At 37.4% G+C, this 25,489-nt stretch carries 24 protein-coding genes; 7 read left to right on the top strand and 17 right to left on the bottom strand.

The features are described from left to right. Window positions 1-68: 68 nt before the first annotated feature. The 6 genes from EGI26_RS20195 to nudK form a co-directional block, all read right to left on the bottom strand. Window positions 69-407, bottom strand: a complete 339-nt coding sequence (locus tag EGI26_RS20195; protein WP_255080885.1) for a DUF86 domain-containing protein — start codon at window positions 405-407, stop codon at window positions 69-71. After that, the gene (locus EGI26_RS20190; protein ID WP_255080884.1) at window positions 400-708 is read right to left on the bottom strand and encodes a nucleotidyltransferase family protein; all 309 of its coding nucleotides are present in this window, start codon (window positions 706-708) and stop codon (window positions 400-402) included. The genes EGI26_RS20195 and EGI26_RS20190 overlap by 8 nt, the downstream gene beginning before the upstream one ends. Before the next feature lie 296 nt (window positions 709-1,004). After that, window positions 1,005-1,463: a histidine phosphatase family protein gene (locus tag EGI26_RS20185; RefSeq protein WP_255080883.1), complete on the bottom strand. Its 459-nt coding sequence runs from the start codon at window positions 1,461-1,463 to the stop codon at window positions 1,005-1,007. Then, window positions 1,441-2,370 carry a hydroxypyruvate isomerase family protein gene (locus EGI26_RS20180; protein ID WP_255080882.1) on the bottom strand — a complete coding sequence of 310 codons (930 nt, stop codon included), beginning with the start codon at window positions 2,368-2,370 and terminating at the stop codon, window positions 1,441-1,443. The genes EGI26_RS20185 and EGI26_RS20180 overlap by 23 nt, the downstream gene beginning before the upstream one ends. 162 nt (window positions 2,371-2,532) lie before the next feature. Continuing rightward, window positions 2,533-2,901: a Rid family detoxifying hydrolase gene (locus tag EGI26_RS20175; protein ID WP_255080881.1), complete on the bottom strand. Its 369-nt coding sequence runs from the start codon at window positions 2,899-2,901 to the stop codon at window positions 2,533-2,535. 314 nt (window positions 2,902-3,215) lie between these two features. Then, on the bottom strand, window positions 3,216-3,785 hold the full coding sequence (gene nudK, locus EGI26_RS20170) for a GDP-mannose pyrophosphatase NudK (protein ID WP_255080880.1): 570 nt from the start codon (window positions 3,783-3,785) through the stop codon (window positions 3,216-3,218). Between the two features lie 53 nt (window positions 3,786-3,838). Between nudK and EGI26_RS20165 the strand changes: the two genes are divergently transcribed. Together EGI26_RS20165 and EGI26_RS20160 are read left to right on the top strand one after the other, a co-directional pair. Next, entirely contained in the window at window positions 3,839-4,582 is a 744-nt protein-coding gene (locus EGI26_RS20165) for a DeoR/GlpR family DNA-binding transcription regulator (RefSeq protein WP_255080879.1), read from the top strand. 402 nt (window positions 4,583-4,984) lie between these two features. Further along, window positions 4,985-5,557, top strand: a complete 573-nt coding sequence (locus tag EGI26_RS20160; RefSeq protein WP_255080878.1) for a DUF2911 domain-containing protein — start codon at window positions 4,985-4,987, stop codon at window positions 5,555-5,557. Window positions 5,558-5,646: 89 nt separating this feature from the next. Here the strand turns inward: EGI26_RS20160 and EGI26_RS20155 are convergent, their stop codons facing one another. Both EGI26_RS20155 and EGI26_RS20150 read right to left on the bottom strand, forming a co-directional pair. After that, window positions 5,647-6,564, bottom strand: a complete 918-nt coding sequence (locus EGI26_RS20155; protein ID WP_255080877.1) for a sugar phosphate isomerase/epimerase — start codon at window positions 6,562-6,564, stop codon at window positions 5,647-5,649. A gap of 28 nt (window positions 6,565-6,592) precedes the next feature. Beyond that, complete coding sequence (locus EGI26_RS20150) at window positions 6,593-7,915, bottom strand: M24 family metallopeptidase (RefSeq protein ID WP_255080876.1); 1,323 nt, start codon at window positions 7,913-7,915, stop codon at window positions 6,593-6,595. A 77-nt stretch (window positions 7,916-7,992) separates the two neighbouring features. On the opposite strand from EGI26_RS20150, the gene EGI26_RS20145 reads away from it, so the two are divergent. Together EGI26_RS20145 and EGI26_RS20140 are read left to right on the top strand one after the other, a co-directional pair. After that, complete coding sequence (locus tag EGI26_RS20145; RefSeq protein WP_255080875.1) at window positions 7,993-8,910, top strand: MBL fold metallo-hydrolase; 918 nt, start codon at window positions 7,993-7,995, stop codon at window positions 8,908-8,910. 49 nt (window positions 8,911-8,959) lie between these two features. After that, window positions 8,960-10,135 carry an acyltransferase family protein gene (locus tag EGI26_RS20140; RefSeq protein ID WP_255080874.1) on the top strand — a complete coding sequence of 392 codons (1,176 nt, stop codon included), beginning with the start codon at window positions 8,960-8,962 and terminating at the stop codon, window positions 10,133-10,135. 169 nt (window positions 10,136-10,304) lie between these two features. Here EGI26_RS20140 and EGI26_RS20135 read toward each other — a convergent pair whose 3' ends face one another. Beyond that, window positions 10,305-10,910: an NrtR DNA-binding winged helix domain-containing protein gene (locus EGI26_RS20135; RefSeq protein ID WP_255080873.1), complete on the bottom strand. Its 606-nt coding sequence runs from the start codon at window positions 10,908-10,910 to the stop codon at window positions 10,305-10,307. A 185-nt stretch (window positions 10,911-11,095) separates the two neighbouring features. Here EGI26_RS20135 and EGI26_RS20130 point away from each other — a divergent pair, with 185 nt between their 5' ends. Next, window positions 11,096-12,730, top strand: a complete 1,635-nt coding sequence (locus EGI26_RS20130; protein ID WP_255080872.1) for a carboxylesterase/lipase family protein — start codon at window positions 11,096-11,098, stop codon at window positions 12,728-12,730. Between the two features lie 318 nt (window positions 12,731-13,048). Here EGI26_RS20130 and EGI26_RS20125 read toward each other — a convergent pair whose 3' ends face one another. Then, entirely contained in the window at window positions 13,049-13,825 is a 777-nt protein-coding gene (locus EGI26_RS20125) for an SUMF1/EgtB/PvdO family nonheme iron enzyme (protein ID WP_255080871.1), read from the bottom strand. A 164-nt stretch (window positions 13,826-13,989) separates the two neighbouring features. Here EGI26_RS20125 and EGI26_RS20120 point away from each other — a divergent pair, with 164 nt between their 5' ends. Together EGI26_RS20120 and EGI26_RS20115 are read left to right on the top strand one after the other, a co-directional pair. After that, the gene (locus EGI26_RS20120; protein ID WP_255080870.1) at window positions 13,990-14,604 is read left to right on the top strand and encodes an OmpH family outer membrane protein; all 615 of its coding nucleotides are present in this window, start codon (window positions 13,990-13,992) and stop codon (window positions 14,602-14,604) included. Between the two features lie 145 nt (window positions 14,605-14,749). After that, a complete protein-coding gene (locus EGI26_RS20115; RefSeq protein WP_255080869.1) occupies window positions 14,750-16,138 on the top strand; it encodes a sialate O-acetylesterase in 1,389 nt (462 codons plus the stop codon). A 19-nt stretch (window positions 16,139-16,157) separates the two neighbouring features. Here the strand turns inward: EGI26_RS20115 and EGI26_RS20110 are convergent, their stop codons facing one another. The 7 genes from EGI26_RS20110 to EGI26_RS20080 all read right to left on the bottom strand — a co-directional run bounded on the left by EGI26_RS20110 (window position 16,158) and on the right by EGI26_RS20080 (window position 25,429). Beyond that, the gene (locus EGI26_RS20110) at window positions 16,158-16,937 is read right to left on the bottom strand and encodes a sulfite exporter TauE/SafE family protein (RefSeq protein ID WP_255080868.1); all 780 of its coding nucleotides are present in this window, start codon (window positions 16,935-16,937) and stop codon (window positions 16,158-16,160) included. A 50-nt stretch (window positions 16,938-16,987) separates the two neighbouring features. Further along, window positions 16,988-17,236, bottom strand: coding sequence for a hypothetical protein (locus tag EGI26_RS20105; RefSeq protein WP_255080867.1), 249 nt, complete (start codon window positions 17,234-17,236; stop codon window positions 16,988-16,990). 66 nt (window positions 17,237-17,302) lie between these two features. After that, window positions 17,303-19,717 (bottom strand): outer membrane beta-barrel family protein, encoded by a 2,415-nt coding sequence (locus tag EGI26_RS20100; RefSeq protein WP_255080866.1) that lies wholly within the window; start codon window positions 19,715-19,717, stop codon window positions 17,303-17,305. A gap of 194 nt (window positions 19,718-19,911) precedes the next feature. Continuing rightward, window positions 19,912-20,034 carry a hypothetical protein gene (locus EGI26_RS20095; protein WP_255080865.1) on the bottom strand — a complete coding sequence of 41 codons (123 nt, stop codon included), beginning with the start codon at window positions 20,032-20,034 and terminating at the stop codon, window positions 19,912-19,914. A gap of 158 nt (window positions 20,035-20,192) precedes the next feature. Next, entirely contained in the window at window positions 20,193-21,281 is a 1,089-nt protein-coding gene (locus tag EGI26_RS20090) for an AI-2E family transporter (RefSeq protein WP_255080864.1), read from the bottom strand. Window position 21,282: 1 nt separating this feature from the next. Further along, window positions 21,283-23,799, bottom strand: a complete 2,517-nt coding sequence (locus EGI26_RS20085) for a cation-translocating P-type ATPase (protein ID WP_255080863.1) — start codon at window positions 23,797-23,799, stop codon at window positions 21,283-21,285. A gap of 25 nt (window positions 23,800-23,824) precedes the next feature. Continuing rightward, a complete protein-coding gene (locus tag EGI26_RS20080; RefSeq protein WP_255080862.1) occupies window positions 23,825-25,429 on the bottom strand; it encodes a murein L,D-transpeptidase in 1,605 nt (534 codons plus the stop codon). Between the last annotated feature and the right edge of the window lie 60 nt (window positions 25,430-25,489).

The following is a 25,489-nucleotide window of genomic DNA, read 5'->3' as shown; positions in this document are numbered from 1 at the left end:
GCGAATGTCTGAAATGCGGCGTAAGTTAAAGTTTTGTGGGTAGAAAAATTTCCCCTTCTTAATTGGTTTTATTTATTTTTCAGGAAATCCTCAACTTCTTTTTTAAGAATCGGAACATGACGAATGAGTATAAACCAAATATTTTCAGGTTCTATTTCATCATAACCATGACTTATTTTGTTTCTTGTATCTACGATTTTTCTAGCATCTGTTAATGGGAAATTGGGTTCAATTTTCAGTATTTTATTCACCGCCTCACCAATTATTTCTAAATTCCTTTCTACTGCATTTTGCAATAAAATATCTTTGGCATAACTTTCAAAGTCACGGTTTGTATCCAAAAAGGACTCAATCCGACCAATGGAAATCTTTATGTCAAAAAGATATTTCTTAATTTTATCATCCATAAATTTTGTATTTTGAATGATTAATCTCTTTAATAAAATAGGGATTTTTTAGTGACTTTTCAGAAATAATATCGACCTCTCGGTCAAGCTTATTTTTTAGATTATCATATAAATTCCAATACAATTCACCTTTCTCCATTGGGTCTAATTGCTCCTTAAAATTAATGATGAAATCAATATCGCTTTCTGGGCCAAAACTATTAGTAAGAACTGAACCAAACAAAAATGCACTCTCCACCTTGCTTTTTTTTAAAAGCTCGAGAATTTCCGGCAAAAAGACTTGTACGCTGGGATGAATCATACTTTGAAATTTTATTTAAAATTAGAGCAAAAAAATGGTTAACAAAAACATCAAAATTTTAAGGTTACGTTTTTGACTTAAAGCTGCACTTTCAAATTAAATATTAATACTTATGTGACTTTAACAATTAGGATAGTTTCTTTAGAAAAATCCTAAAATTCCAATACTAACAGTTTACTCAGAATTGCTCCATCTTCACCTTCGGCTTCCCAAACTTCCCCCGTTTGACCAAATACAAATTAGAATATTCACTATCCTTTAGGTCTTTTTTAAGAAATTCTTTCTCAGCCAATCCTTTAGGTCTTTTTTAAGAAATTCTTTCTCAGCCAATCCTTTAGGTCTTTTTTAAGAAATTCTTTCTCAGCCAATCCGTTGATAATGTGTCTGATGGTGTTGCTATGACCCACTACCAAAGTATTTTGATTGGATTTTTTTAGGGTTTCTATTAAAGCAGTTTGATTCTTAGGTTCATATATTTCTATTTCAAGTTTTTGGGCATCTGCCAATGGTTTTCCTGTAGTGGTGGTTCGTACGGTTTTGGTAGAATAAATTTTCTCTATTCCTTTATGCTCCAGAATTGTTTTTAACCTTTCTGCTCGTTGACTACCCGCTTCGGTTAACAAAGGGTCTTCCTTTGGAATAGTAGATTTTTCTGCATGCCTGACTATATAAAAACTTGTAGTACAGGAACTTAATACCCATACTACAAGAATTGCTATGAATGTATTTTTCTTAGAAATTATCAGATTGTACATAGGCTTTTATAAGTTTTTGTTCACCTTCTTTGCCCGGAAACATGTTGCCGTGTTCCATACCCATTATAAACTCCTGATTGTTGGCTTTGGCTTTGTCGTGGATATGTTTGAAAAGGAAATTATAGTTTATTTCGCCAGTAGTAGGTTCTTTTCTACCCGGCTCGTCACCAATTTGGAAATAACCGATTTCATCCCAAACCAAATCCATGTTTCTGGTCATTTCGCCTTCGTTGCGTTGCATGTGCCACATGTCAAACAATATCTTGCAAGATGGACTGTTTACTGCTTTACATATCAAATAACTTTGATCAGAATTCTGTAAAAACAAGTCGGGCGTATCGCTCAAGGGTTCCATCACCATCACCAAGCCGTGGGGTTCAAAGATGTCGCAAGCCCTGCGGTAGGCGTCTATTACATTGGCGGTTTGAATGCCAATTGGAAGTTTTCTTTCAAAAAATCCTGGTACCACAGTCATGTATTTGGCATTGCATCGCTTAGCTGTTTCTACAGATGCACGACAGGTTTTTAAGAAATTTTCCTTGAATTCAGGTTTTCCAGAGGCCAAAGAGATCTTCCAGTTTTCCCCGCCATCAATCACAAAAACACCCATTTTCATACCTAATTTGGTCAGTGTTTCTCCAATTTTTTTCTGGGTTTCTACCGGCCTCGCCAACATTCCGTTGTCCTCTAAAGCCATAAAACCGTTGTCGGCCATGAATTGAAGCTGATCGAACAAATCATCGCCAGCAGAATGCTTAAACATACCAAAATGTGGTGCGTAAAGCATCTTAAAATTGTTCTTTTCTATTTTTGAGTGATGAGCAAACGCACTTTCTGTCATTCCTCCTAAACCCAATATGGAAGCAGCACCAAGGCTCATTTTGATAAATTCTCTTCTGTTATTCATTTTTTAATGGTTGATTATGAGATAGATGTAAAATTTCTTGAAATTTTTTAAACGAAAATTATACTTTTTCTTGAATTTGTCATAATTTTGTCGTGCTATTTAACCTTAATGAACGATCAATCTCGACCTTAAACATAGCCTCCTGAGCAATCGGGAGGTTTTTTATTTTACTGCAATAACTGATATTTCCACGTTTACATCTTTGGGCAGTTTAGCCACTTGTACGGTTTCTCTGGCAGGAGGGTTTTCTGGATAAAAACTGCCATAAACTTCATTTACAATAGCGAAATCATCCATATTTTTTAGAAAAATACTCGATTTTACTACGTTGGTATAATCCATTTCAGCTTCGGCCAAGATATGACCTAGATTTTCCATGATTCGCTGTGTTTCAGCTTCTATGTCGCCTAATGGTGCCAAATCCAAAGCGATTTGCCCCGAAACATAAAGTGTATTTCCTGCCAATACGGCTTGTGAGTAAGGACCAATAGCCGCTGGGGCTTTTTCTGTAAATATTATTTTTTTGCTCATTGATATTTTTTGAATAAAAGTAAAAATACGAGCAATTTCTGGGTTTGGAAATAATATAAGTATTTTTTAGAATTGCAAAGAGTGAGAAGAGCAAAAAACTCATTCTGTAGTTTTTGGTTTCAACATTTTGACGTTCTTAATACTTTAATATATTTTATATTAAGTGTTTTATTATCATTTGATTACAAGGTGGTATGCTTATTTATTTCATAAATGCTTCCATTCAACCAAACATTCTTTAATCGCCCAATTAACATATTATCAAATTGAAAAATTGTTACATTAGCACATTAACAAATTAGCACATTGCCAAATTAGCAAACCAAACCTTCTATAAAAACATATTGCAAAAGCATAATGGTTTTGGCGTCTTTAATTTCTCCAGTTTTTATCATTTTCATGGCTTCCTGAAAATATAATTCTAACACCTCAATATTTTCGTTATCTACCCCGCCGCCATCATTTACTTGTAAATCTTTAGAATATTCAGCCACAAAAAAGTAGAGGATTTCAGTCACAGAACCTGGTGACATATATACTTCAAATACTTTTTTTACATCGGTTACCTTGAATCCAGTTTCTTCTTCGGTTTCTCTTTTTATGCAATCTTCAGGATTGTCGGCGTCCAGTAATCCCGCACAGGCCTCTATGAGCATGCCATCTGCATTGCCGTTGAGGTAGGTTGGCATTCTGAATTGTTTAGTAAGAATCACCGTTTTTTGTTCTGGATTATATAGAAGAATTACCGCTCCGTTGCCTCTGTCATATGCTTCACGGCTTTGTGTTACCCATTCGCCAGATTTCATTTGATGTTCAAAAGTCACTTTTCTTAATGTGTACCAATTGTCAGAAAGTACTTCGGTTTTAATATTTTTTATATTCATTTTGATTATTTATGATTATTATTGATTATTTTTGAACAAATATACAAAATGATATGAATTTTCAACTCAGGAAGTACAAAATTTTAGAGATTTTAGACGCAAATGATTCAGTGGAAGTTCCAGATTTGGCACTTGAATTGGGCATTTCTGAAATTACTGTTAGGCGAGATTTGAACATTTTGGCCAACGAAAATCTATTGCTTCGTACGCATGGTGGGGCTGTAAAGATTGGATTAACCAAAGTCGCGTTTTCTCAAAAAGCAGAAGTCAATACAGAAGCCAAAGACGAAATATGCAAAAAGGCCGCAAGCCTTATTCAAGAAGGCGATGTTGTGTTTTTGGACTGTGGAAGTACGGTTTTTAGGATTTGTCAATACATTAAGAATAAAAAAATAAGGATCGTAACCAATTCATTGCCAATTGTAAATGAACTTTTAGGCTCCGAAGTGCATGTGAACTTTGCGGGTGGTGAAATAGATGCCGATAGACAGGCGGCTCATGGTAAAATAGCTGTAGAACATATTTTGAGATACAAAGCTGACTTAGCCTTTGTGGGAGTTGATGGAATTTCGATTGCAAATGGCCTAAGTGCAAACTCAGAAAACGAGACAGAAATGACATTGGCCATGACCAATAATGCAAAAACGGTCTATTTCTTATGTGACTCTTCAAAATTTGAAAAAGACAAGTATTTGCCCTTTGCGGAAATCTCTTTTGTGAAGAATATAATTACAGATGCTCAGATCCAACCCAGTTTGAAAGAAATCTACGAATCAAAAGGCGTAAAATTTATTTAAAGGCTTTGTTCTTTTTCTTTTATCATTAGTCGTATTTTTTTCAAATTCATATAATTGGTAGTAATTATAGGAGTAAATGCAAGTGGTAAAAAAAGAAAAACCCCTGGGCCTTGTTTAATAGTGATATAAATGCCAACTATAACCATGACAATTACCATTCCTATTATCACCTGAAAAGCAATGCTGAGGGCCTTTCCTTTTTCTTCAATTCTTCCAAATTCAATTTCGTAAATTCCTTATTTTCTTTCATAGCGGTTTTTGAGCTTGTTTTATTATTGACTTCAAATTAAGAAAAAAACGTTGATTAGTATTTCTGTCGTTGTCAATTCTTTTTGCAGATTGTTTCGCCTAAATCAGTTATTTCGCTGAAATTTCTGATATTTGAATAATAAAAAAAATAACATGAAAAGACACCTTATTCTTTTGGTATGCTCGTTTGCATTTCTTTTAAATACCCAAGCCCAAAAATTCAGAGGCCTTGATAAAAGCCCAATGGATATGGCCTATTATCCAGACAATTTTGCCCACGACATCAAATTTGCCCCAGAAAAGGTGGGTAAAGAAGCATTTGTAAGAGTTACGTATTCTCGACCAGCCAAGAAAGACCGTGAAGTTTTTGGTGCAAAGTTGGTGCCTTATGACAAAGTTTGGCGTTTTGGAGCTAATGAGGCTACCGAAATCAAATTTTTTAAAGATGTAAAAATTGATGGCAAAAAAGTAAAAGCAGGCGTTTACAGTCTTTTTGCAATTCCAACAGCTGACGAATGGACCATTATCTTAAACTCTGAAACTGATATTTGGGGCGATTATGACTACAAGGAAGCCAAAGATGTAATGCGATTTAAGGTTAAAACGAAAGCCTTAAATGAGAGCCTAGAAAATCTTTCCATAGTATTTACCAAAAGCGAAACCAAAGGAACTGATATGCATATCGGTTGGGATAAAACAGCAGTGACTATTCCGATAGAGTTTTAAGAATTTGCCAGGAGTGCACGAATTTAAGGTTTTGATTATTAATTTTTTGAAAAAATCATTCGTGCATTCGCAGCATTTAATTCTGAATTCTAAATATACTTCCTCAACATTTCTACACTTTTTCTAACACCAGATTCTGCAGCTTCGTTACCTTCAAATTCGATGGAAATATAGCCTTGGTAATTGACCTTGTTGAGTATTTTTACGATTCTTTCATAATCCAAATCCAGACTATACCATACTCCACCACCGTAATAGGTTTTGGCTTGAACAAAACAGGTATCTTTGGCTATCATTTCGAGTTTATCGTAAGGATCTTCCAAGAAATTGCCCGTATCCATCAACAATTGTAACCATGGCGAATTGATGGCTTTGTGGATTCTAATCATTCCTTGTGGGGTAGCGGCAAGTCCCCAATGATTTTCTAGAGCCAACAAAACGCCCAATTCTTCCGCTTTTTTTACACACTGGGTCACGCCATCTATACACCAACCAAAAGCATCATCTTCGGTATAGCCCGGCATGGCTGGTTCTATTCCTCGAGCTTTCATGAAATCATCAAAAGACTTTATAGTGTTCCATCTACCAGTATTTAGTCGCAAGCAGGGAATGCCCATTTTGGCGGCCAATTCTATGCAATGAAGGGTATGGTCGACGTGTTTTTTTCGTTCGGTGGAATCAGGATACACAAAACCCTGATGAACTGACAAACAAGTAAGTGCTATGCCATTTTCGAATGCATGACGCTTAATTTTTTGGATGTACGTATTGTCTTCCCCTTCCATTTGTCGGTGCAAAATGTCTATCCCATCCAAACCCATTCGGGCAGCATCGTCTATCACTTTTTCTATCGGAAACTTATCACCCTTAAAATGCCAATAGGAATAACTCGACACACTGAGTTTTATTCGTGGTTTTAAGTTGGTTTCGGCTTGAATAACAGGCTTTGGTAAAACAATCGCAGCCGAACCAAGTCCTGCATTTTTTAAAAAATCTCTTCTTTCCATGGGTTGAATATCTTTAGGTATTAATTAATTATCTCGGAATCATATAAATCTCTTTTTGTCTGCCATCAATGTATCTGAAATTCCCTTTTTCGTCAAAAAAACCGTCTTCCTCCAGCATGATTCTTACGGTCTTTTTCCATTCTGGTATCTGGACTGCAGCATTAAGTTCAATAGAATAGGCTGTATTTGGGTTTAGTGGATAGTCCCCCGGCCCGATGGTTTTGCCTTGGTTATCCCACATGCCTATGGTTGGGCCAGCGGCATGTCCATGGTTACCAATCGGATGGGTGTAAATTGTGCCGTTTATTCCCTCTTTTTTGGATTGAGCCAAAGCATCAGCCAATATTTCATTTCCTGTTTTTCCAGCTTTGAAGTTTTCTGTTAGGCACTCTTGCAGTCTGTTGCCTTGAGCAAAAGCCTTCACCAAATGGTCAGGAATTTTGGTTTCACTAGGTTTCAAAATGTAGGCATGTTGCTGCTGGTCAGTGTTTAAACGTAAATAGGTTATGCCAAAATCGCAATGAAGTAAATCACCTGGCATAATAACTTGTTTTTCAGGTCTTTTTGAGAATGTTCTTAGGTGGTCAAAGTTCTCAGGGTCGTATCTTTGTACATCCACTGTAGGGTGAAACCACGTTTCTAAACCCAAGTCGGTCACTTTTTGTCGCATCCACCAAACCACATCGTCGGTGGTGGTTACTCCTGGTTGTATCACTTTGTCAGAAAAGGCCTCGGCTATTATTTCATGCGAAATTTTACAAATTTGCTGGTAAATCACCATTTCTCTTTCCGTGCGGGTTTCAAGCCAATTTACGGCCAAATCTGATGCTGAAATTATTTTTGAATGATACTCCGAAGGTAATTTCTTGAGGAATTCTGAATGTTCTGTAAAGGTCAATCCATCTGCGTGAGCATAATATTTCGAGAAATTTAGTCCAATTTTCTTCGGGTCACGCTCTTTTATGAGTTTTACCAAGGCATCCCATTGGTCGGGGTTGGTGTTGAGGTCCCATTCACCTTTGAGCAAATTTCCGACGTCATATCTTGCTATGGCCAAACGTTCCACACCTTCTTTTTCGCCTTTGTCCATAAAAACCATGATGGTTCTCCGACGAGCTGAAAGCCAAACCGATGGAAGCATAGTTTTCATGACAGGGTCCTCGTTGTATTCTCTACCGATGATGATCCACATGTCGATACCAGCTTTTCGCATCAATTTGGGTAAAAGATTGGTCATTCTGTCTTCCAGAATTTCGTCAACCACTGCTGCTCTTTCTTTTTCGGAAAGGATTTTTTGAGAAAAAGAAGGAATGAAAACAAAAGAAAATAAGATAAATAGAAGTCGTTTCATAGTTCGTTTGAAGGTTTCAACAATTTTAAGGGTTTTTTCTTGAAAAATTATTCTAATTTGACATTAAATTCAATTGGATGCGATTAATTCTGCAAATTATCATCTTTTTCATTTTTGCGAACCAAGAGGTTTCAGCACAGAAACCCTATATTTTGGTTCTTGGAACGGCTCAGGATGGCGGATTTCCACAAGCTGGATGTAAAAAGGAATGTTGCAAATCGGTTTGGGAAAATAAAATACCTCACGAAGGTGTTTCCTCACTTGCTTTGATTGATCCCATATCTAAGCAAAAATGGATTTTCGATGCTACTCCGGATTTCCCAGAGCAACTTCATTTGCTCAATAACCATACAGGAAGTTCAACACCTTTGGATGGTATTTTTCTCACCCATGCTCATATTGGTCACTACACGGGTTTGATGCATTTGGGCCGAGAAGTGATGGGAAGTAGTAAAGTAAAGGTTTTTGCAATGCCTAAAATGAAAGATTTTCTCGAAAATAATGGCCCTTGGAGTCAGTTGGTGAATATTCAAAATGTCGGGATTCGTAGAATGGAGGAAGCTGAAGTTATTGTTTTAAATGAGAGATTAAAAGTAATGCCTTTCCGAGTGCCGCACCGCGACGAATTTTCAGAAACTGTTGGTTATAAAATCATTACAAAAGATAAAAGTCTGATATTCATTCCCGACATAGACAAATGGCAAAAGTGGGATAGAAAGTTACTTGAAGTTGTAAAAGAGAATGATGTCCTACTTTTAGATGGAACGTTTTATAAGGATGGAGAAATTGCCAGACCGATGAGCGAAGTTCCGCATCCGTTTATTACGGAAACCGTAGAATTGCTATCAGAGTTGCCAAAAAATGAAAAGAATAAGGTGAAATTTATTCACCTGAATCACACCAATCCTATTTTACAACCCAATTCAAAAGAGAGAAAAGATTTGAAGATGAAAGGATTTGCTTGGGTAGAAACGGGTCAAAAAATAGAATTATAGCCGATTCGATATTATTTTTACTAACAATTCAACCCTAAAAAATCTTAAAATGAATCAAACCTCAACCCAAAGAAATCACGCCGTTGATATATATCGTGGCTTTGTGATGTTCCTAATGATGGCCGAAGTACTTGAGTTTTCAAAAGTCTCCGAAGCCATTCCCGATAGTAAATTTTGGAGTTTTCTGGCTTTCCATCAATCACATGTAGAGTGGGTGGGTTGCTCACTTCACGATCTCATTCAGCCTTCATTTAGTTTTTTGGTGGGGGTGGCTTTGCCTTTTTCTATAGCCAGTAGAATGGCCAAAGGTGCTAATTTTAAGTCACTTTTGCTGCATACACTGAAGCGGTCGCTTATTCTTATTTTGTTGGGTGTATTTCTGAGGTCAACTGGTAGGGTCATGACCAATTGGACATTTGAAGATACTTTGACTCAGATTGGTTTGGGCTATACTATTCTATTCCTAATCGGTTTTCTGAAACCCAAAATGCAGTGGGTTAGTTTTGCGGTAATTTTGGTGGGTTATTGGTTGGCTTTTGCACTTTACACGCCTCCCAAGGTTGATTTTTATTTGTTGGGTGAAGATGGCCAACCGCAGCCGTATTTAAGTGGTTTTGCTGCTCATTGGAACAAATTCACTAATCTTGCAGCGGCATTTGATACTTGGTTTCTGAATCTTTTTCCGAGAGAAAAACCATATACATTTAACAGAGGTGGTTATGTGACTTTGAGTTTCATTCCCACGCTTGGTACTATGATTTTGGGACTTTTTGCTGGAAATATCTTGAAATCTGAGAAAAGCAATAAAGAAAAATTGAGGCAATTCTTGATTTATGGAGTTTCACTTTTAGTTATCGGTTTTTTGCTTAATCTTTCAGGAATTTGTCCAACAGTAAAGCGTATCTGGACACCCACTTGGGTGCTATTTAGCGGAGGATGGTGTTTTTTGTTGCTTTCTTTGTTTTATTTTTTGGTCGAAATAAAAGGCAGAAATTCATGGTTCGAATTTTTGAAAATTATTGGCGTAAATTCCATTGCCGCCTACGTGATAGCCCATACTTTGGTTTATTTTATTTCGGATAATTTACCAGTTCACTTGGGCAAAAACTATGCTCAGATTTTCGGAGAACATTATGAGCATCTGGTTAGTGGTGCTTTGGTTTTGTTTCTAGAATGGCTTGTACTTTGGTGGATGCATAAAAAGAAGATTTTTATTAAGATATAGGTTATGGTACCTAAACGGCGGCCTGGACGGATTTTAAGGATTTGCCACGTATATAATCGTTTTTTTGTGATTACAAACTGCCTTATGCTTTTGATTCCATTTGTTTGAAAAATAGAATCCGTGTCTAATCTGTGTTAATCTGTGTTCTTTTTGTAGAATATTTGGCCGATTATCTCTCAAAACTATACAAAAAAGGTGCTTTATGAGCCGCACCAGAGAACTGCTTTTCATGGCGTTTCAACAAGTTCATGCTCAGTATTTTACGTTGGAAAGCCCCTCGGTGAAGTTTTTCGTCTAAAATAGCTTCATAAACTTTCTGTAAGTCTTTCATGGTAAACATAGGAGGTAGAAGATTTACACCCATGAGTTTGGTTTCGAGGTTAGCTCTAAGTGTAGCAAGAGCCTTGCTTATTATTTCTTTATGATCAAAGATGAGTTCTGGGAGGTTGTCGAGGTCATACCAATCGCAAGATTCGGAAATAGCATCGGGGGTGAGTTCTACGTCGTCATAATTGATAAGTGCGTAGTAAGCCACAGAAATAAATCTCTCAAGAATCCATACGTTTTCATTCACTCCACCATTTACTTCCATAATCTGCTTCATGATTTCAGGTTTAAATCTCGACACATTACCGAAAGTGTAAAACTGCTCCAGAAATATATTATCGAGCCCCGTTCTCTCTTTTAAACCTATCCTGACGGCCGTGTTAAGGTCTTCATTGAGCCTTACAAAGCCACCCGGAAGTGCGTAAAAATCGGTGTTGTGGTATTTCATGACTAGGATTTTAAGTTTTTCACCAGAAAAACCAAAAACCACAGAATCGTATGCAATATTTTTTAGGTAGGTGTTTGGGCTCAAAACAGCAATTGGGTAATTTTTTTCAAAAATAAATAGGAAAATATTATAAAACTAATTAATATTGTCACAAAGTGAGACAATAAATAACCTTCTAAATTTAAATGAAAAAAATAATTGGCATTTTGGCCTTGCAGTTTTTGGCTATAGTTTCTCTAAAAGCACAAAACAAAAATGCATTTGCAGTACAGGCGAAAACTGAAAATGGCCTAATTGAGGGCAATTACGACACAAAGTCTGGCATTCAAACTTATTTCGGTGTGCCATTTGCAGCACCACCAGTGGGCGAACTTCGCTGGAAGGCTCCTCAGCCTGTTAAAAACTGGACGGGTGTAAAAGAGACCAAAACTTTTGGCCCAAGACCAATGCAAACAGTGGTTTTTGGAGATATGAATTCGCGTTCGAATGGCGTAAGTGAAGATTGCTTATATCTAAATGTCTGGACACCAGCCAAACGCAATACCAAAGACTTGCCAGTGTTGTTGTATTTCTATGGTGGCGGCAATGTGGCAGGCGATGCTTCTGAGCCACGTTATGACGGCGAAAGTATGGCCAAAAAAGGTATTGTGGTCATTACCTGCAATTATAGGCTCAATGTTTTCGGTAATTTTGCTCATCCAGAGCTTAGTGCCGAAACTTCATATAAAGGTTCGGGTAACTACGGTCTGTTAGACCAAGTAGCGGCATTGAAGTGGGTTCAGAAAAACATCGCGGCTTTTGGTGGTGACCCAAAGAAAGTTACAATCGCAGGTGAATCGGCAGGTTCTATATCGGTAAGTTATCAAATGGCCTCTCCTTTAGCTAAGGGTCTGATAGCCGGAGCGATAGGAGAGAGTGGGGCTGGAATTAACCCAACGCTAGCTCCAGTAACATTGGCCGAGGCAGAGAAACAAGGGGCAGAGTTTGCCAAAAATGCGAGTGTGCCGAGCCTAAAGCAATTGAGAGCTTTGAGCAGCAGAGAGATTTATGAAATATACAATGAGTCTAAGAGGTTCGGTTTTCCAGTGGTTTTGGATGGATACTTTTTGCCTAAAACATTGCCAGAAATATTTAATGCCAAGCAGCAGGCCCAAGTGCCTTTATTGGTCGGTTGGAACTCCGCCGAAATACCTGGTGGAGCATTTATGTTTGGCATGGCTAATACCCCTGAGAATTTTATAACAAGAGTTAAAAAAGAGTATCCTGCTGATTTTGAAGAGGTTTTGAGATTGTACCCGCATAGCAACGAGCGTGAAGTAGAGCTTTCGGCCACGGCTTTGGCATCGGATAGATTTATTTCATACAGCACTTGGAAATGGTTTGATTTGCATAGAAACAACAGTTCAGCGGCAGTTTACAGATACATGTTTAGCAAGATTCGTCCGGCATTTGTAGACAAATCTTTGGTGGCAGGATTGGCTGGTGGTACATTGAAAAAAGATGGAAATACACCTAAAGCCCCTGAACCAGTTGGAGCATCACACGCAAGTGAGATAGAATATTGCATGGGTAATTTGCACTTGGCCAAAGAATTTGACTGGACGGCGGATGATTACAAAACTTCGGAAACGATGTTGAATTATTTTGCTAATTTTATAAAAACTGGAAATCCAAATGGTGAGAAATTACCGGAATGGCAAGCAGCCAAAGCGGGCGACAAAACTCCACCCATTATGAATATCAACACCGAGTCGAAACTCGAAAAAGGAGTAGATGACGCTAGATATGAATTTCTAGATAGGGCTTATAAGAACAAGTGATCGAATAGAATATAATTTCCTAAAGAGCTTTTACCAAATGGTGAAGGCTCTTTTTTTTAGGAATGATTAACAAAAAGTATAATGTATCATCTTTAGAATATTCATTCCTTATTCTCTAGAAATGAAATACCAATTACTTCTGAAAATAGCTGTCTGGTTCATCAATTTCTAAATATCCGTGCTAATAACAAGTAAACGACTCACCAATACACTAATTACCAATACACCAATAACCAGTACACTAATTACCAATACACCAATAACCAATACACCAATAAACCAGTGAACCAATATACCAATTCACCAGTAACAACCTCCCTAAATATCCCTAAAGCACCTAAAACCCACATGCATCAACGAAGTTTCTTGGGTAGATGATGAAATTCCACCAATTTTGAATCCGTGACACACTTTTGGGTCGCATAGGTAGGAACCACCTCTTTGGAACCACTCGGTGGGTTTTGCCGGATTTTCATCGCTGCACCATTGCCATACATTGCCGCCCACATCAGCAAGTCCTATTTCGTTCAAACCGAAATACCCAACCGGAGAAGTAGTTAGAAAACCGTCTTCCACGGTATTGTTCAATGGGAAATTTCCCTGCCAAAAGTTGGCTTTGAACTTGTCGTTTTCAAAGAAATCGTTTCCCCAAGTGTAAGTTTTTTCGTAATCGGGCTGTCCATTGTTTTCAATAAACAGAAATTCTTGGCTGGAAGGCAATCTTTTTTTTGCCCATTTGCAGTAAGCTACTGCGTCATTCCAAGAAACTTGCGTTACAGGATGATTTAATGGTGCCGCTGTGGTGTCTGTTCCTAGCGGAAACTGCCAGTTAGCTCCTTTTTTAAGTGTCCATTCGCCGGTTTTAAAATCGAAATATCCCGCATCTCCAAATTGTTCGGCTTGTGTTTTGTATCCTGTTGCTTTGATGAAGTCTTCAAACTGTGCCACTGTTACGGGGTATTTATCTACCCAAAAATCTTTAATATTCCCACGGCCCTCCACCAAAACCATTCCGTCTTTTTCGACTATTTTTGGTTCTGATACACAAGAGAGAAATGAAATTGAGAGAATAATATATCTTAAAAAATTTATCATTTCAGAAAATCAAACTATCGTTTTTTGACAAAAATAGAAAAATATTTCCTTAAAAAATCTGTTATGAAGCGTTTGTAGTGGCCTTCTATAGGTTCTCACTAAATAAAATTTGCTTTCATTTTAAATAGAATTCGGTATTTTTGAGAAATTTTAATAAAAACTTGATGAAACGTATTATTTTGGCTGCTTTGGTAGCACTTTCTATAAATTTGGTAAACGCACAAACTAAAAAACCAACGACTAAAACCCCTGCAAAAGCCGCTTCAGTGAAAGCTGGAACTGGACCAAAGATAGGTTACATTTTCGAGGATTATATTTTTGAAAATTATAAAGAGGTAAAAAAACTCGATGAAGACATAAAAAAGAAACAAGAAGGATATCAGGATACATACAACAAAATGGCTATTGAGTATCAAACACTCTTTCTTGATTACCAAAACAGTATGAAAAACCTTGACTCCCTTACTACTGAAAAACTGAATGAAAAACTCAAGAAAGTTCAGGAGGTGAAGTCGGCTTCTGAAAACTTCCAAAGAGAAGCCGAAAAGGAACTTCAACAATTTACTGGTGATGGAGTAATAAGGATCAAAACCAGTATAAAAACTGCTGCAGAAGCTGTGGCAAAAGAGAAAGGATTTAAATATATTTTTACCAGAAATAAAGCAGATAGTCCAATGACTTCGAACCGAGTGGTTCTGTATTCTGGAGATAAGGGAATAGGTAATATCTCGGATGCGGTTTTGGCAAAAATGGGAAGTCCTGTTGTTTTGAAAAAATAGATTTGAAACATATAAAATAGACATAAACTTGTTTCAGGGAAGGCGAATTTTCAAACTCACTTAGCCTATTTTTAATAAGCTATTGCATAATATATTTGATTTCAATCCATCATTTTTAACTTTAATCTAAATAAAAACCATACCAATGAGATTTAAATTCTTAGCGGCATTTTTGGTAGCATCCTTTTCAAGTTTTGCAAATATTACTCTTCCTACATTTTTTAACTCTGGAATGGTTTTGCAACAGAAATCTAAAGTGAAAATTTGGGGCTGGGGCAAAACCAGCGAACCAGTTTCTATAACGACTTCTTGGGATGAAAAACAGTATACCCATAAAGTAGATAACAATGGAAAATGGTTCATAGAAATAGAAACGCCGATCTACGGTGGCCCATACGAAATCAAAATAAAAGGCTATAATGAGATTTCGCTTAAAAATATCCTCATTGGGGAGGTTTGGGTGGTTTCTGGGCAGAGCAACATGGAGTGGAGTGCGGCCTCGGGGATTGACAATGCCAACTCAGAGGTAGCTAAGGCCAACTTTCCCGACATTCGGTTCTTTGGTGTAAATCATTCAACGGCTCTTTTTCTACAACAAAATTTGTCTGGCGAATGGCAAGTTTGCTCGCCGGAATCGATGAAGAATTTTAGTGCAATAGGTTATTATTTTGCCAAACATATTTTCGAAAACATTCAAGTTCCAGTCGGAATCATAAACACTTCTTGGGGCGGTACTCCAGCAGAAGCGTGGATGCCTGAGGAAAGCATAAAAACGGATGCTGTGCTTTACAAGGACGCCTTGAGCTTGAAAGAGGTGCCTTGGGGACCGGTGAAAACTGCCGCAATTTACAATGCCATGGTGGCACCATTGGTTGGCTTAAAAATCAAAGGTTTTTTGTGGTATCAGGGAGAATCAAATGTTTCCAATGCAGCTAATTATGATAAATTACTCAACACCCTCATCAACAGTTGGCGGAAAGTTTGGGGCGAGGAGTTGCCTTTTTATTATGTTCAAATAGCTCCTTACAAATACGGAAATCCAGAAGAAGGGGTAATACTTAGAAATGCACAAAGAATGGCAGAAACTACTCCAAAGACTGCCATGGTGACGATTTCAGACATTGGGAATATTGATGATATCCACCCAAGAAACAAAAAAGATGTAGGAATAAGATTGGCAAATGTGGCATTGAAAAGTCTCTATAGTGCTTATAAGGGCGATGTTTCGGGTCCGAAACTGCTGCTTTATGAGTCAAAAAAAGGCCAGATAACTTTGTTTTTTGATACACAAGAACTCAAATGTGACAAAAACTGCCAGAATAACTTTGAAATAGCTGATACTTCGGGCGAATTTAGAAAGGCAACTGTTAGAATAAAAAGCAATACCATAGTTTTGACAAATTCAAAGATTTCTTATCCTGTTTTTGCTCGTTTTGAATGGAAAAATACCTCTGAGGCAAGTTTGAAAAATAGCCAAGGCTTGCCTGCGTCAGCTTTTATAACTGACAATTGGTGGCAGTTCAAGAATTATTGAGAAGCTTTTTTGGCGAATTTCAGACAAAAAACTTAATAGCAGATGCGGCTACAATAACTATCAAAAGTCTGTAAATCCAGAGGTTGGCGTTAGGGATTTTCACAACGTACTTCACTCCGATCCAAGCCCCGAATGCTTGAAATATACCCATAAGCAAGCCATAGCCATAATGTACCTTGCCATAATACATAAATAGTGCAAGTGCAGGTGCAGTAAATGCCAGCACCAGGGCAAGTTTAAGTCCATTGCTTTGGGTAAGACTATATTTTGAAATCAAAACCAAGCCAGCCAACAAGAAAAAACCAACTCCAGCCTGGAGGAAACCGCCGTAAATACCTATTAGGAAGAAAGTTACAAATGTGCCGATGTTTTTGTTTTGGGCTTTGGTAAGTTTGTCTTCAATGAGCCACCTTTCGGGCTTAAACAACAAAACAATGAGCATAAAAACCATAAGACCACCAATGGTGTAGTTCATCATTTTTTCATCTATATCTACCGCAATTTTTGAGCCTAAAATAGCACCCAAAACCGATGGGATAATTAACCAAAGCGAGCCACGGAATACTTCTGGTTTGGATTGAGCATATTTGCCAGTAGCTACTACACTTTGTAAAAACACACCTATGCGATTGCTCGCATTGGCAATTGAAGGCGACAAGTCACACATAAAAATAAAAACTGGCAAGGTTATGAGTGAACCACTCCCAGCTATGGTGTTGATGATGCCCGTAAGCGTACCTACCACCACAAAAACTAGGAATTGCCAGAAATTTAGGTCTACATTGAAGTATTCTTGCATTTCAAGAAATGGTTTTTAGGAAATTTTCGGGAGTGATTACCACCAGTTTGTTATAAATATTTGTCAGATAGTATTTTAACCAATTCTTCTTTGTAATCTAAATCCACTTTTGTTTGAAAAGCTCCCTTCATTGACATAACAAACGGACTAACTTTCAGATGTTGTTTTTTAAACTCAATAATAGATTTGGTTAAGATGGTTATAGTTAAAATGCCTTCATTCAAAACCTTATTTTGATAAAAAGAATCAGATTTCTCTGTTTCTGAAAGGTCAATATTTTGAGTATCTTTTTGGCTCATTTGAAAGTCTAATTATACAAAAATACCAAACACCCTGAAATGAAATGTATAAATACGTGTAAAATCTTACTGCTTTAATCTATAACTCAAAGTCAAATTTATCTGTCTTGGCCTAAACTGCCTGTTGCTTTCGGTATAAAACCCTGGCCCTTGGCTGATGGTACGCATCCAGCGGGTGTTGAAAATGTCCAGAACTGTAAAGTTTATAGATCCTTTTTTCTTCAAAATATCTTTTTTGAGTGAATAATCGAAGAAATATATGGCTTTTCTACTGCCTTGGGCCGTTTTTTGAGCAGCTTCGTAGTTAAACCTTAGCTGCATATCAAAGCCGTTTTTGAGCGTAAACCTTGAAGTCTGTCTGGCAAACCATGAGTTAGTTTCGGCCACGTACTGCTCGTTTATGTTTGAGCCGTCTATGTTGGCGTGGAAAAGATTGAAGTTTACATCCATTTTCCACCATTTGAAGAGCTTATAATTGCCTGTAAAATCTACTCCATAAGACTTTTCGGAATTTAGGTTTTCTGGTAAAGAAGTCGAAAATCCTTGGTCGTTAACACTTCTAATGTTAAAAATTAAATCCTGCGAATTTCTATAAAATACGGATGATGTTATAGAACCCTTTTCGAAGTTTTTGAGATGTCCAATTTCAAAAACATCGCTGTACTCAGGATTCAAGTTTGGATTTCCACTGAAAAAGTTTCTACTATCAGATAAGGTCGAAAAGGGAGTCAAATCGTTATAAACTGGTCGGCGGATTCTCCGGCTATAGCTAAGTTGAAGAGAGTTGTCGGTGTCAAGAGAATATGTAAAATGGGCACTTGGGAATAGATTAAAGTACTTTCGGGGATTCACCTCGTTGGTTTTTTGAAGGGTGGTGGTCACGCTTGTCCATTCCGACCTCAGTCCTAGCTGATAACCAAGTTTTTTTGACTTATTAGACACAATTCCATAAGCTGCCGAAATGTCTTCGTCGTAAATAAAATAATTGTCGAGCCATTCTATTGGAATATCCTTGCCGTCAATTACGTCATTTACAACATAATCATTCACCATGTTTCTTAGCGAAGTTCTGGCTCCAAATTCCATCTTGCCTTCTTTGGCAAATGGCTGCACATAATCCAACTGAAACAAATATTGCTTTTCGTATTCATCATTTATAGATGTTTGCAGAAGAGTATTTTTACTATCTACAGCACCATTTGGGAACACCGCTGTTTGGTTAAATGTCTGGTCAGAGTTTTCAAAATGGTCTAAAAATCGAATTTGGCCTGTAAGTTCCTGCCCTTTTCTGTTAAAACTCCGTTTATAACTCAACACATACTCCGAGAGAGGCTCTTTTTCTATCTCATCTTGAATACGGGTGATAGAGCCCAGCGGATTTGTGAGCGTATTGTAAAAATCGTTGTAAACATTTCTGGTGTACCTGATTCCACCGGCCTTGCTGTACATATAAGAACCTGTAAGTACACTTTTTTCTGAAAAATATAACTCTAGACCCGCCCGAATGTTGTTGTCAAGGCCAGAAACGTCGCCGGTATTGTCTTGTTGTAGTATTTTTAGGGTGTCGCCAGCAGTCACTTCTTGATACGTATCGCCTCGGTAAGGATTCCATCTGTAGGCCAAGCCGTAGTTTACAAAGAAGTTAATTTTTCTGTGTCGATAATTTAGATTGGCCGCAAAACCATAGTTGTCAGGTACACCGCCAATGAGCTCAAAAGACCCGTTGAAACCCTGTTTAGAGTCTTTTTTTAGAATAATATTAATAATGCCCGACTGTCCTTCTGCCTCGTATCTGGCTGATGGATTGGTGATTACCTCCACTCTGTCTATCATGCTGGCTTGCAGTTGTCTTAAGCCCGCCCCACCTTTAAACGATACCATGCCTGAGGGTTTTCCATCTATCAGAATCCTCACGTTGCTGCTTCCTCGTAGTTTTATGGCCCCGTCTGGATCTACCGTAACAGACGGAATATTTATCAGAATGTCTTGTGCAGAACCGCCAGCATTAGCCAAGTCTTTGCCCACATTGAAGACCCTTTTGTCAAGAGCTAACTCCATGGAGCTTTTTTCGCCCTGCACCACCAAGGCATCCAATGATTTGTCTGATTGAGCAATCGCAATTTCGCCTAAATCAATGGTGTTCCCTGTTAAGTTTATTTCGGCTGAAATGTATTTTTTATAACCAATAAATTCTGTTTCTAAAGTATATTTTCCTTCCGGGATCTTAAACTCAAATTCTCCATTTTCGGTGGTTACATTGCCGGTAATCATTTTGGTGTTTTGGAAAATCTTAACACTTGCAAAGCCCAAAGGTGCTTTGTTCTGAGCATCTATAATTTTGCCTTTTAATGAGCTATTGGGTTGAGAATAAGTAAACTGACTTGATAAAACAAAAACAAAAAGTGTCCCAAAGAATAATCTGAGATAATGCATCATGAAAAGGTTGATAAATGAGCAACAAAGATACGTTTTATCAAACATTATTTTCCTATACTAAATCTCCATTTTATGGGTTTTTATCAGTCAAATGGGCTGAAAGTTGCTTTGCCTTAATTAGTTTTTTTTTCAAAAAAACCAATTAAGGTATTTGGTAATATTTTTTCGAAATATTACAGACCAGCTAAAATAGTATGAATTTCAGCGTTGGATTTCCCTACTTTGCGGCTGATTTTCCCCTAAAGTTCATCTTGATTACCTTCAATATAGCGTAAATCTTCGTCTGTCAGTGTGTGAAATATTTGTTTGAGTTTGCCTCTTGTTTCTTCCCAGTTTCCTTTTAGGTCGCTAAAGTCTGACATTTTATTTTTTATTAATGACTTGTAATTTACAGAAACCAAAGCCCTAAATGTACAAAGTCCGCTTTTAGTTTTTTTTAGAAATTAAAAATCTTCTAAATTGGACTGTTTGATTACTTTAAGTATTTTGTAATGAGCGTTTTATGATTTTATGTTTACTTTTATTGTCTGAATTTTGAAATACTCCTAAGGAATTTTTGCATTCTGTTTTTGCTTTTTTTTTCCGAAACCAAGTCGCCTATCAGAAAACCGTATGGCTTGAGAGGTTCTACGTGGTCACAAACTATTTTGACCATTGCGGTTATGGGTATGGCTAGTAATATTCCCGGGATGCCCCAAATCCAATCGCCCACCACGAGTGCAATAATTGTGAATAGTGGATTTATTTTGACCTGAGGACCAAGAATTAAAGGCTCCAAAATCCAGCCTTGAATAAATTGGACGATACCGTAAGTTATAATTATGCCCAAAAGTAGGGGAATTTGGCCCCCATGCAATGCTGTTATGAGTACTGTTAAAAGGGTGCCAGTGATGTTTCCGATGAAGGGGATTATTTCTAATAAACCACAGAGAATGGCAAAGAATACAGCATTTTTTACACCAATTATACTGAATCCGATACTATATAGCACCCAAAGGCAAATAATCATTTTGGTTAGACCGAGCAAATACTGTTGCGAAACATGGGTGGTACTTTTTAGTATTTGGTCCATTTCTCCATGTTGCTTATCTTTTGTGAGTTTTAAGAAAAACTGTTTGATGTGAATTCGAGCGTATAACAAAAAGAAAAAATAAGCCAACACCAATATGATGTTGGTCAAAATGTATTTTAAAGAACCTACAGTAAGCTGCATTAGGCTGGTGAGAGATGGCTGTTCGTTTTTAAATATTTGTGATTGTTTCTCTAGAGTAATCCCAAAATGCTCAAGAAAGTAAGTCTGGATTTCACTGAAAGTCTTGATTGCCTGGTTTTTGAGCAAATCAAAATCAGTAAAAAGTTCGGATATTTTCCACGAAAGTAGGGCTATGATTAACCCAAAAACCAGTAGAAGTGTGAGTAAACTTATAAAAATGGCTATGGCTCTTCCAAAACCAATTTTCTCCATCCAATTGCAAAACGGCAAAAACAGTGTAGCCAATATGCCGCCTATGACCAAAGGCATCAGAAATCCTTTGGCAAAAATCAAGATGGCCACAATTAATACTACAACAAGGAGTTTTTTTAGGATAGAATTAAGGTTTATGGTCATGTTATACAAGGTTTTTTTGTGTCCTCCTTTTATGAATTTTTATTATTTCGTACCAAAGTACACTTAATGAACCAAAAGCTAAACAGAAACTTAATTGATACATATTTGGAGTTTCGAATTGGAAAAACTGAGAAAGCGGTTTTACAAATAATAGTAGAGCCGTTATGCCCAAAGTGATGGCTATAATGATGGGTACTAAGTTATTTTTATATGTTAATGTTGTTATTATTGAGTAATAAAAAGAGCGATTGACCAAAGTGAGAACTATGTTAGCTACTATTAAAGTAGTGAAAACCATTGCCCTAGTTGTGGCTTCAGTTAAGTTTTGGTGAATGGCATATTGATAAGTTCCCAATGTACCGACAGTAATGGCCAAGCCTTGTAATATACTCGTGGTCAGTTCTTTCCAGCTAAAAAAAGTATCGCTTAGTGGCCTTGGTTTTAGTTTCATGGTGTTTCTTTCTATCGGCTCGTTTTCATAAATAATGGAGCAGGTAGGTCCCATTATTAATTCTAAAAAAATAACATGGACTGGAGAAAAAATATTGGGATAGATCCAGCCCAGAGCCAATGGAACAAAAACAGTAAGAATAATGGGAATGTGTATAGAAATGATGTATTGAATAGCTTTTTTGAGGTTGGTGTAAATTTTCCTTCCTACCGAAACCGCTTTGACCATTTTAGATAAATCGTCATTCATTAAAATTAAGGAAGCTGCATCTTTTGCTATTTCAGAGCCTTTTTTGCCCATGGCTATGCCTATGTGGGCGGCTTTGAGTGCTGGGCCGTCGTTTACGCCATCGCCAGTCATGGCCACTATTTCATTTTGTTGCTTAAGAGCATTTATGATTTTTAGTTTGGCTTCAGGAAACATCCTTGTGAATATTTGTGTTTCCATTACTTTTTTGGCGAGGTCTTTTTCTGACAAAAGCATCAGTTCTTTTCCAGAAATGTGTTTTTCGAAACCTTTAAAACCGATTTGTTTGGCAATAGAAACAGTGGTGGCCTCGTTGTCGCCCGTGATTATTTTTACATTTATGCCTGCGTCATAAAAATTGTTTAGCACTTTGTTGATGTTCTTTTTGGGTGGATCATAAAATGCCAAAATACCCTTAAAGTTGAATTTAAACTCTTGTTGTGTTTTTGGGAAATCTTTCGAAATTGAAATAGCTTCTGCAACGCCCAGAACTCTGTAACCTTCGGCAGAAAACTCCTTTATGACTTTTTCAATTCTTGTTTTATCTTCGGTATACAAACCCGAAACCTGCATAATGGCTTCTGGAGCACCTTTTGCAGCGATAATTAGCTGGTCTCGGTTGCTTGCAAAAATGTGAGTCATCATAGGTGGAGTACCACTCAATGGATATTCTTTGATTATTTTGAAGTGCTGACGTTCATCGTTTTCTGCCGATTGCATGTAGGCGTGGTGTAGGGCTACTTCCATGGGGTCAAACGGAATAGGCTCAGAAGCAAACATGGCTATCCGAAGGAGATTTTTGTTGGTTTCTGTTAGGCTTTGTTCGGTTTCAAATATGGCACCTGATTTGAAATCATAGATTTTGGCCAAATCCATCACGTTTTCGGTAAGTGTTCCGGTTTTATCTGTGCAGATTACCGTAGCACTTCCCAAAGTCTCTACGGTTTTCATTTGTTTTACCACTATGCCGTTTTTCATTAGTCTCCAAGCTCCCAAAGCCATAAACGTGGTGAAGGCTACAGGTATTTCTTCTGGTAAAATGCTCATAGCCAGCGTTAAAGATTGTAGCAGGCTGTCCAAGATTTCGCAGGTATTGAAATAATTAATGCCCCAAACAATGAAGAAAACCACCCCGCCTGTGAGTGCCATTTTCTTGACAAAATTGGCAATTTGGTTTTCTAAAGGTGTTTTTTCTTCCTGTATTCCATCAAGGCTTTTACCAATTTTGCCGAGAGCAGTTTCGTTGCCAATGGCCGTCACTTGGGCTATGGCTAGGCCTCCAACCACATTGGTGCCTTTAAAAATCTGGTTGTTCTTTGTGTCTTTCTCCACAGCCAGAGATTCGCCCGTAAGTATAGACTCGTTTACCAAAAAGTCGTTTGAACGTAAAATGGTGGCGTCAGCCGGAATAGCTGTGCCTTCTTCTACAATTACGGCATCTCCAACAACCAAATTTTCACTTTTAATTTCTTCTATTTTTCCATTTCTGATAACCTTGCTTTTGGCAACTATAAACTCTTGGAGTTTTTCGAGAGCATTTGCACTGCGGGCATCTTGAAAAAATGAGATACCGGTTTGAAAAAGAATAGCAGAGGCCAAAAATAGGGCATCGGCGGTTTTGTTGCTGATAAAATATATGACAGATGCTACAAGAAGAATAATCACCATGGGATCTTGGGCCAGTCTTTTGAAGACACTCAAAATGCCGTTTTCCTTTTTAAAGTTCAAGGTATTTGTTCCGTTTTTGTCTCTTGAGCCTAGCACCTCGCTAGAAGTTAAGCCTTTTATGTCTTGGGCGGCTAGTGGTAATTCCTGTTTCATGCTAATTTTGAGTCAATTAGTAGGTTTATTTTTCCTTTGCAAATATTTCAAAAGCCAGTTTTTTGTCGTGACCGTATATATCTTTTCTGAAGTGCAGGTTACCGTCATGAGCTACCCAAGAGGTAAGATATAGCAAGTAAACGGGAAGGGTAGGTGTTACCGTAATTCTTTTTTCTACGTCAGTTTTTAGAATATTATCTATGTTTTCTGAATTCCATTTAGCATCATTTCTGAGAATGTATTCGGCTAGGCTTTTTGGGTTTTCTACACGAATACATCCATGGCTGAACGACCGATTGGTTTCTCCAAATAGGCTTTTGGCAGGCGTGTCATGAAGGTATATGTTGTAATTGTTCGGAAACAGAAACTTGATTTTACCCAGAGAATTATTCTTGCCAGGTTTTTGCCTGAAATTATAAGGAACCTGGGTTTTGTATTGGTTCCAATTTACGTTTCTTGGGTCTATTATCGAATTTTTACTAAAAACCTCAATATTATTTTTGCTCAAATAGGAGACGTTTCGCTTTATTTTGGGCAATACTTCGTTTATGACTATACTATTTGGGAGTCCCCAGTAAGGATTGAGTACCACTGTGGAGAGTTGCCCTTTAAAAATACTCGTTTGGGTGGCCATTTTACCCACCACCACTTTGCTTTGGCTTATAGGCTTGCCGTTTTCAAAAATATGCAGCTTAAATTCAGGAATATTGACCAGCAGAAAGTTGGGTTCCATTTCTTCGGGAAGCCATCTCAGTCTCTCCAGATTTACCATCATTTGACTTATTCTGTCATGAATTGGTATGTTCAATTCAGCTATTGTTGCCTTGTTAAGTATTCCTGATTCAGTCAAACCATGTCTGTTTTGGAAATTCTTTAGGGCTGTTTTTAGATTTTCGTCAAAAATGAGTGTGGAGTCTTTTGTTTTAATATCGCCTGTCATGAGTAGATAGGCTTTCAAAGCTACCAAGCAAGTGTCGGATTCGCCCATTATTATTTGTTTTTTGAGGGTCACGATTTTGGGAAATCCACCTGATTTCTCTATACTTTTATAGTTTCTTAGCTGAGAAGTCAGGGTTGTATAGTATTGGTTTATAGAGTATTGCAGGTTTTTACTTTTTGAGTTTGAAATTATATTATCGAGTAATATCTGAAAATTTTTCTTTTTTCGAGGCACAAACCACTCTAGGTCAAAAGTGTTTTTTGCTATACCGCCAAAAGCCTTTTCGGCATATTTAAAGAAATTGGAAGTTAGTAAAAATTCTATTTTGTGGGTTTCGCTTTCGGGTAATATCACCTTTTTATCTTCATTATGAGCAATATTTATAAGAGAATCTATGAGTTTTGTGTTAATGGATTGATCATCGAAGTCGGAACTAAAACTCTGGAGCTGGTTGTAAAAAATATGAGAAGCCTCCGTAATGCCATTTTTGTCAAACCAAGCGTATTGGTAGTTTCTTCTTTTGTAGAACTCCATAATCTGGGTTTGGAGTGAATCATCGGTGTGGTATTTTTGATAGAAATTGGCTAAAATAGTGCTATCAAGTATTTTCTCACTGAAATTTTGACTAGAATATATGCTCGTATCGGGCAAAATACCTTTGTTAGCGGCTTTGTTTTTGCTGCAACTCATTAATGCCAAAAAGAGTAACAGACAGTTGAAAACGACAATTGTGGATAGTCTAAAAATCGC

It is taken from the genome of Lacihabitans sp. CCS-44 (assembly GCF_024343735.1).
GTDB lineage: Bacteria > Bacteroidota > Bacteroidia > Cytophagales > Spirosomataceae > Leadbetterella.
This window is presented reverse-complemented; position numbering and strand designations above follow the sequence as displayed.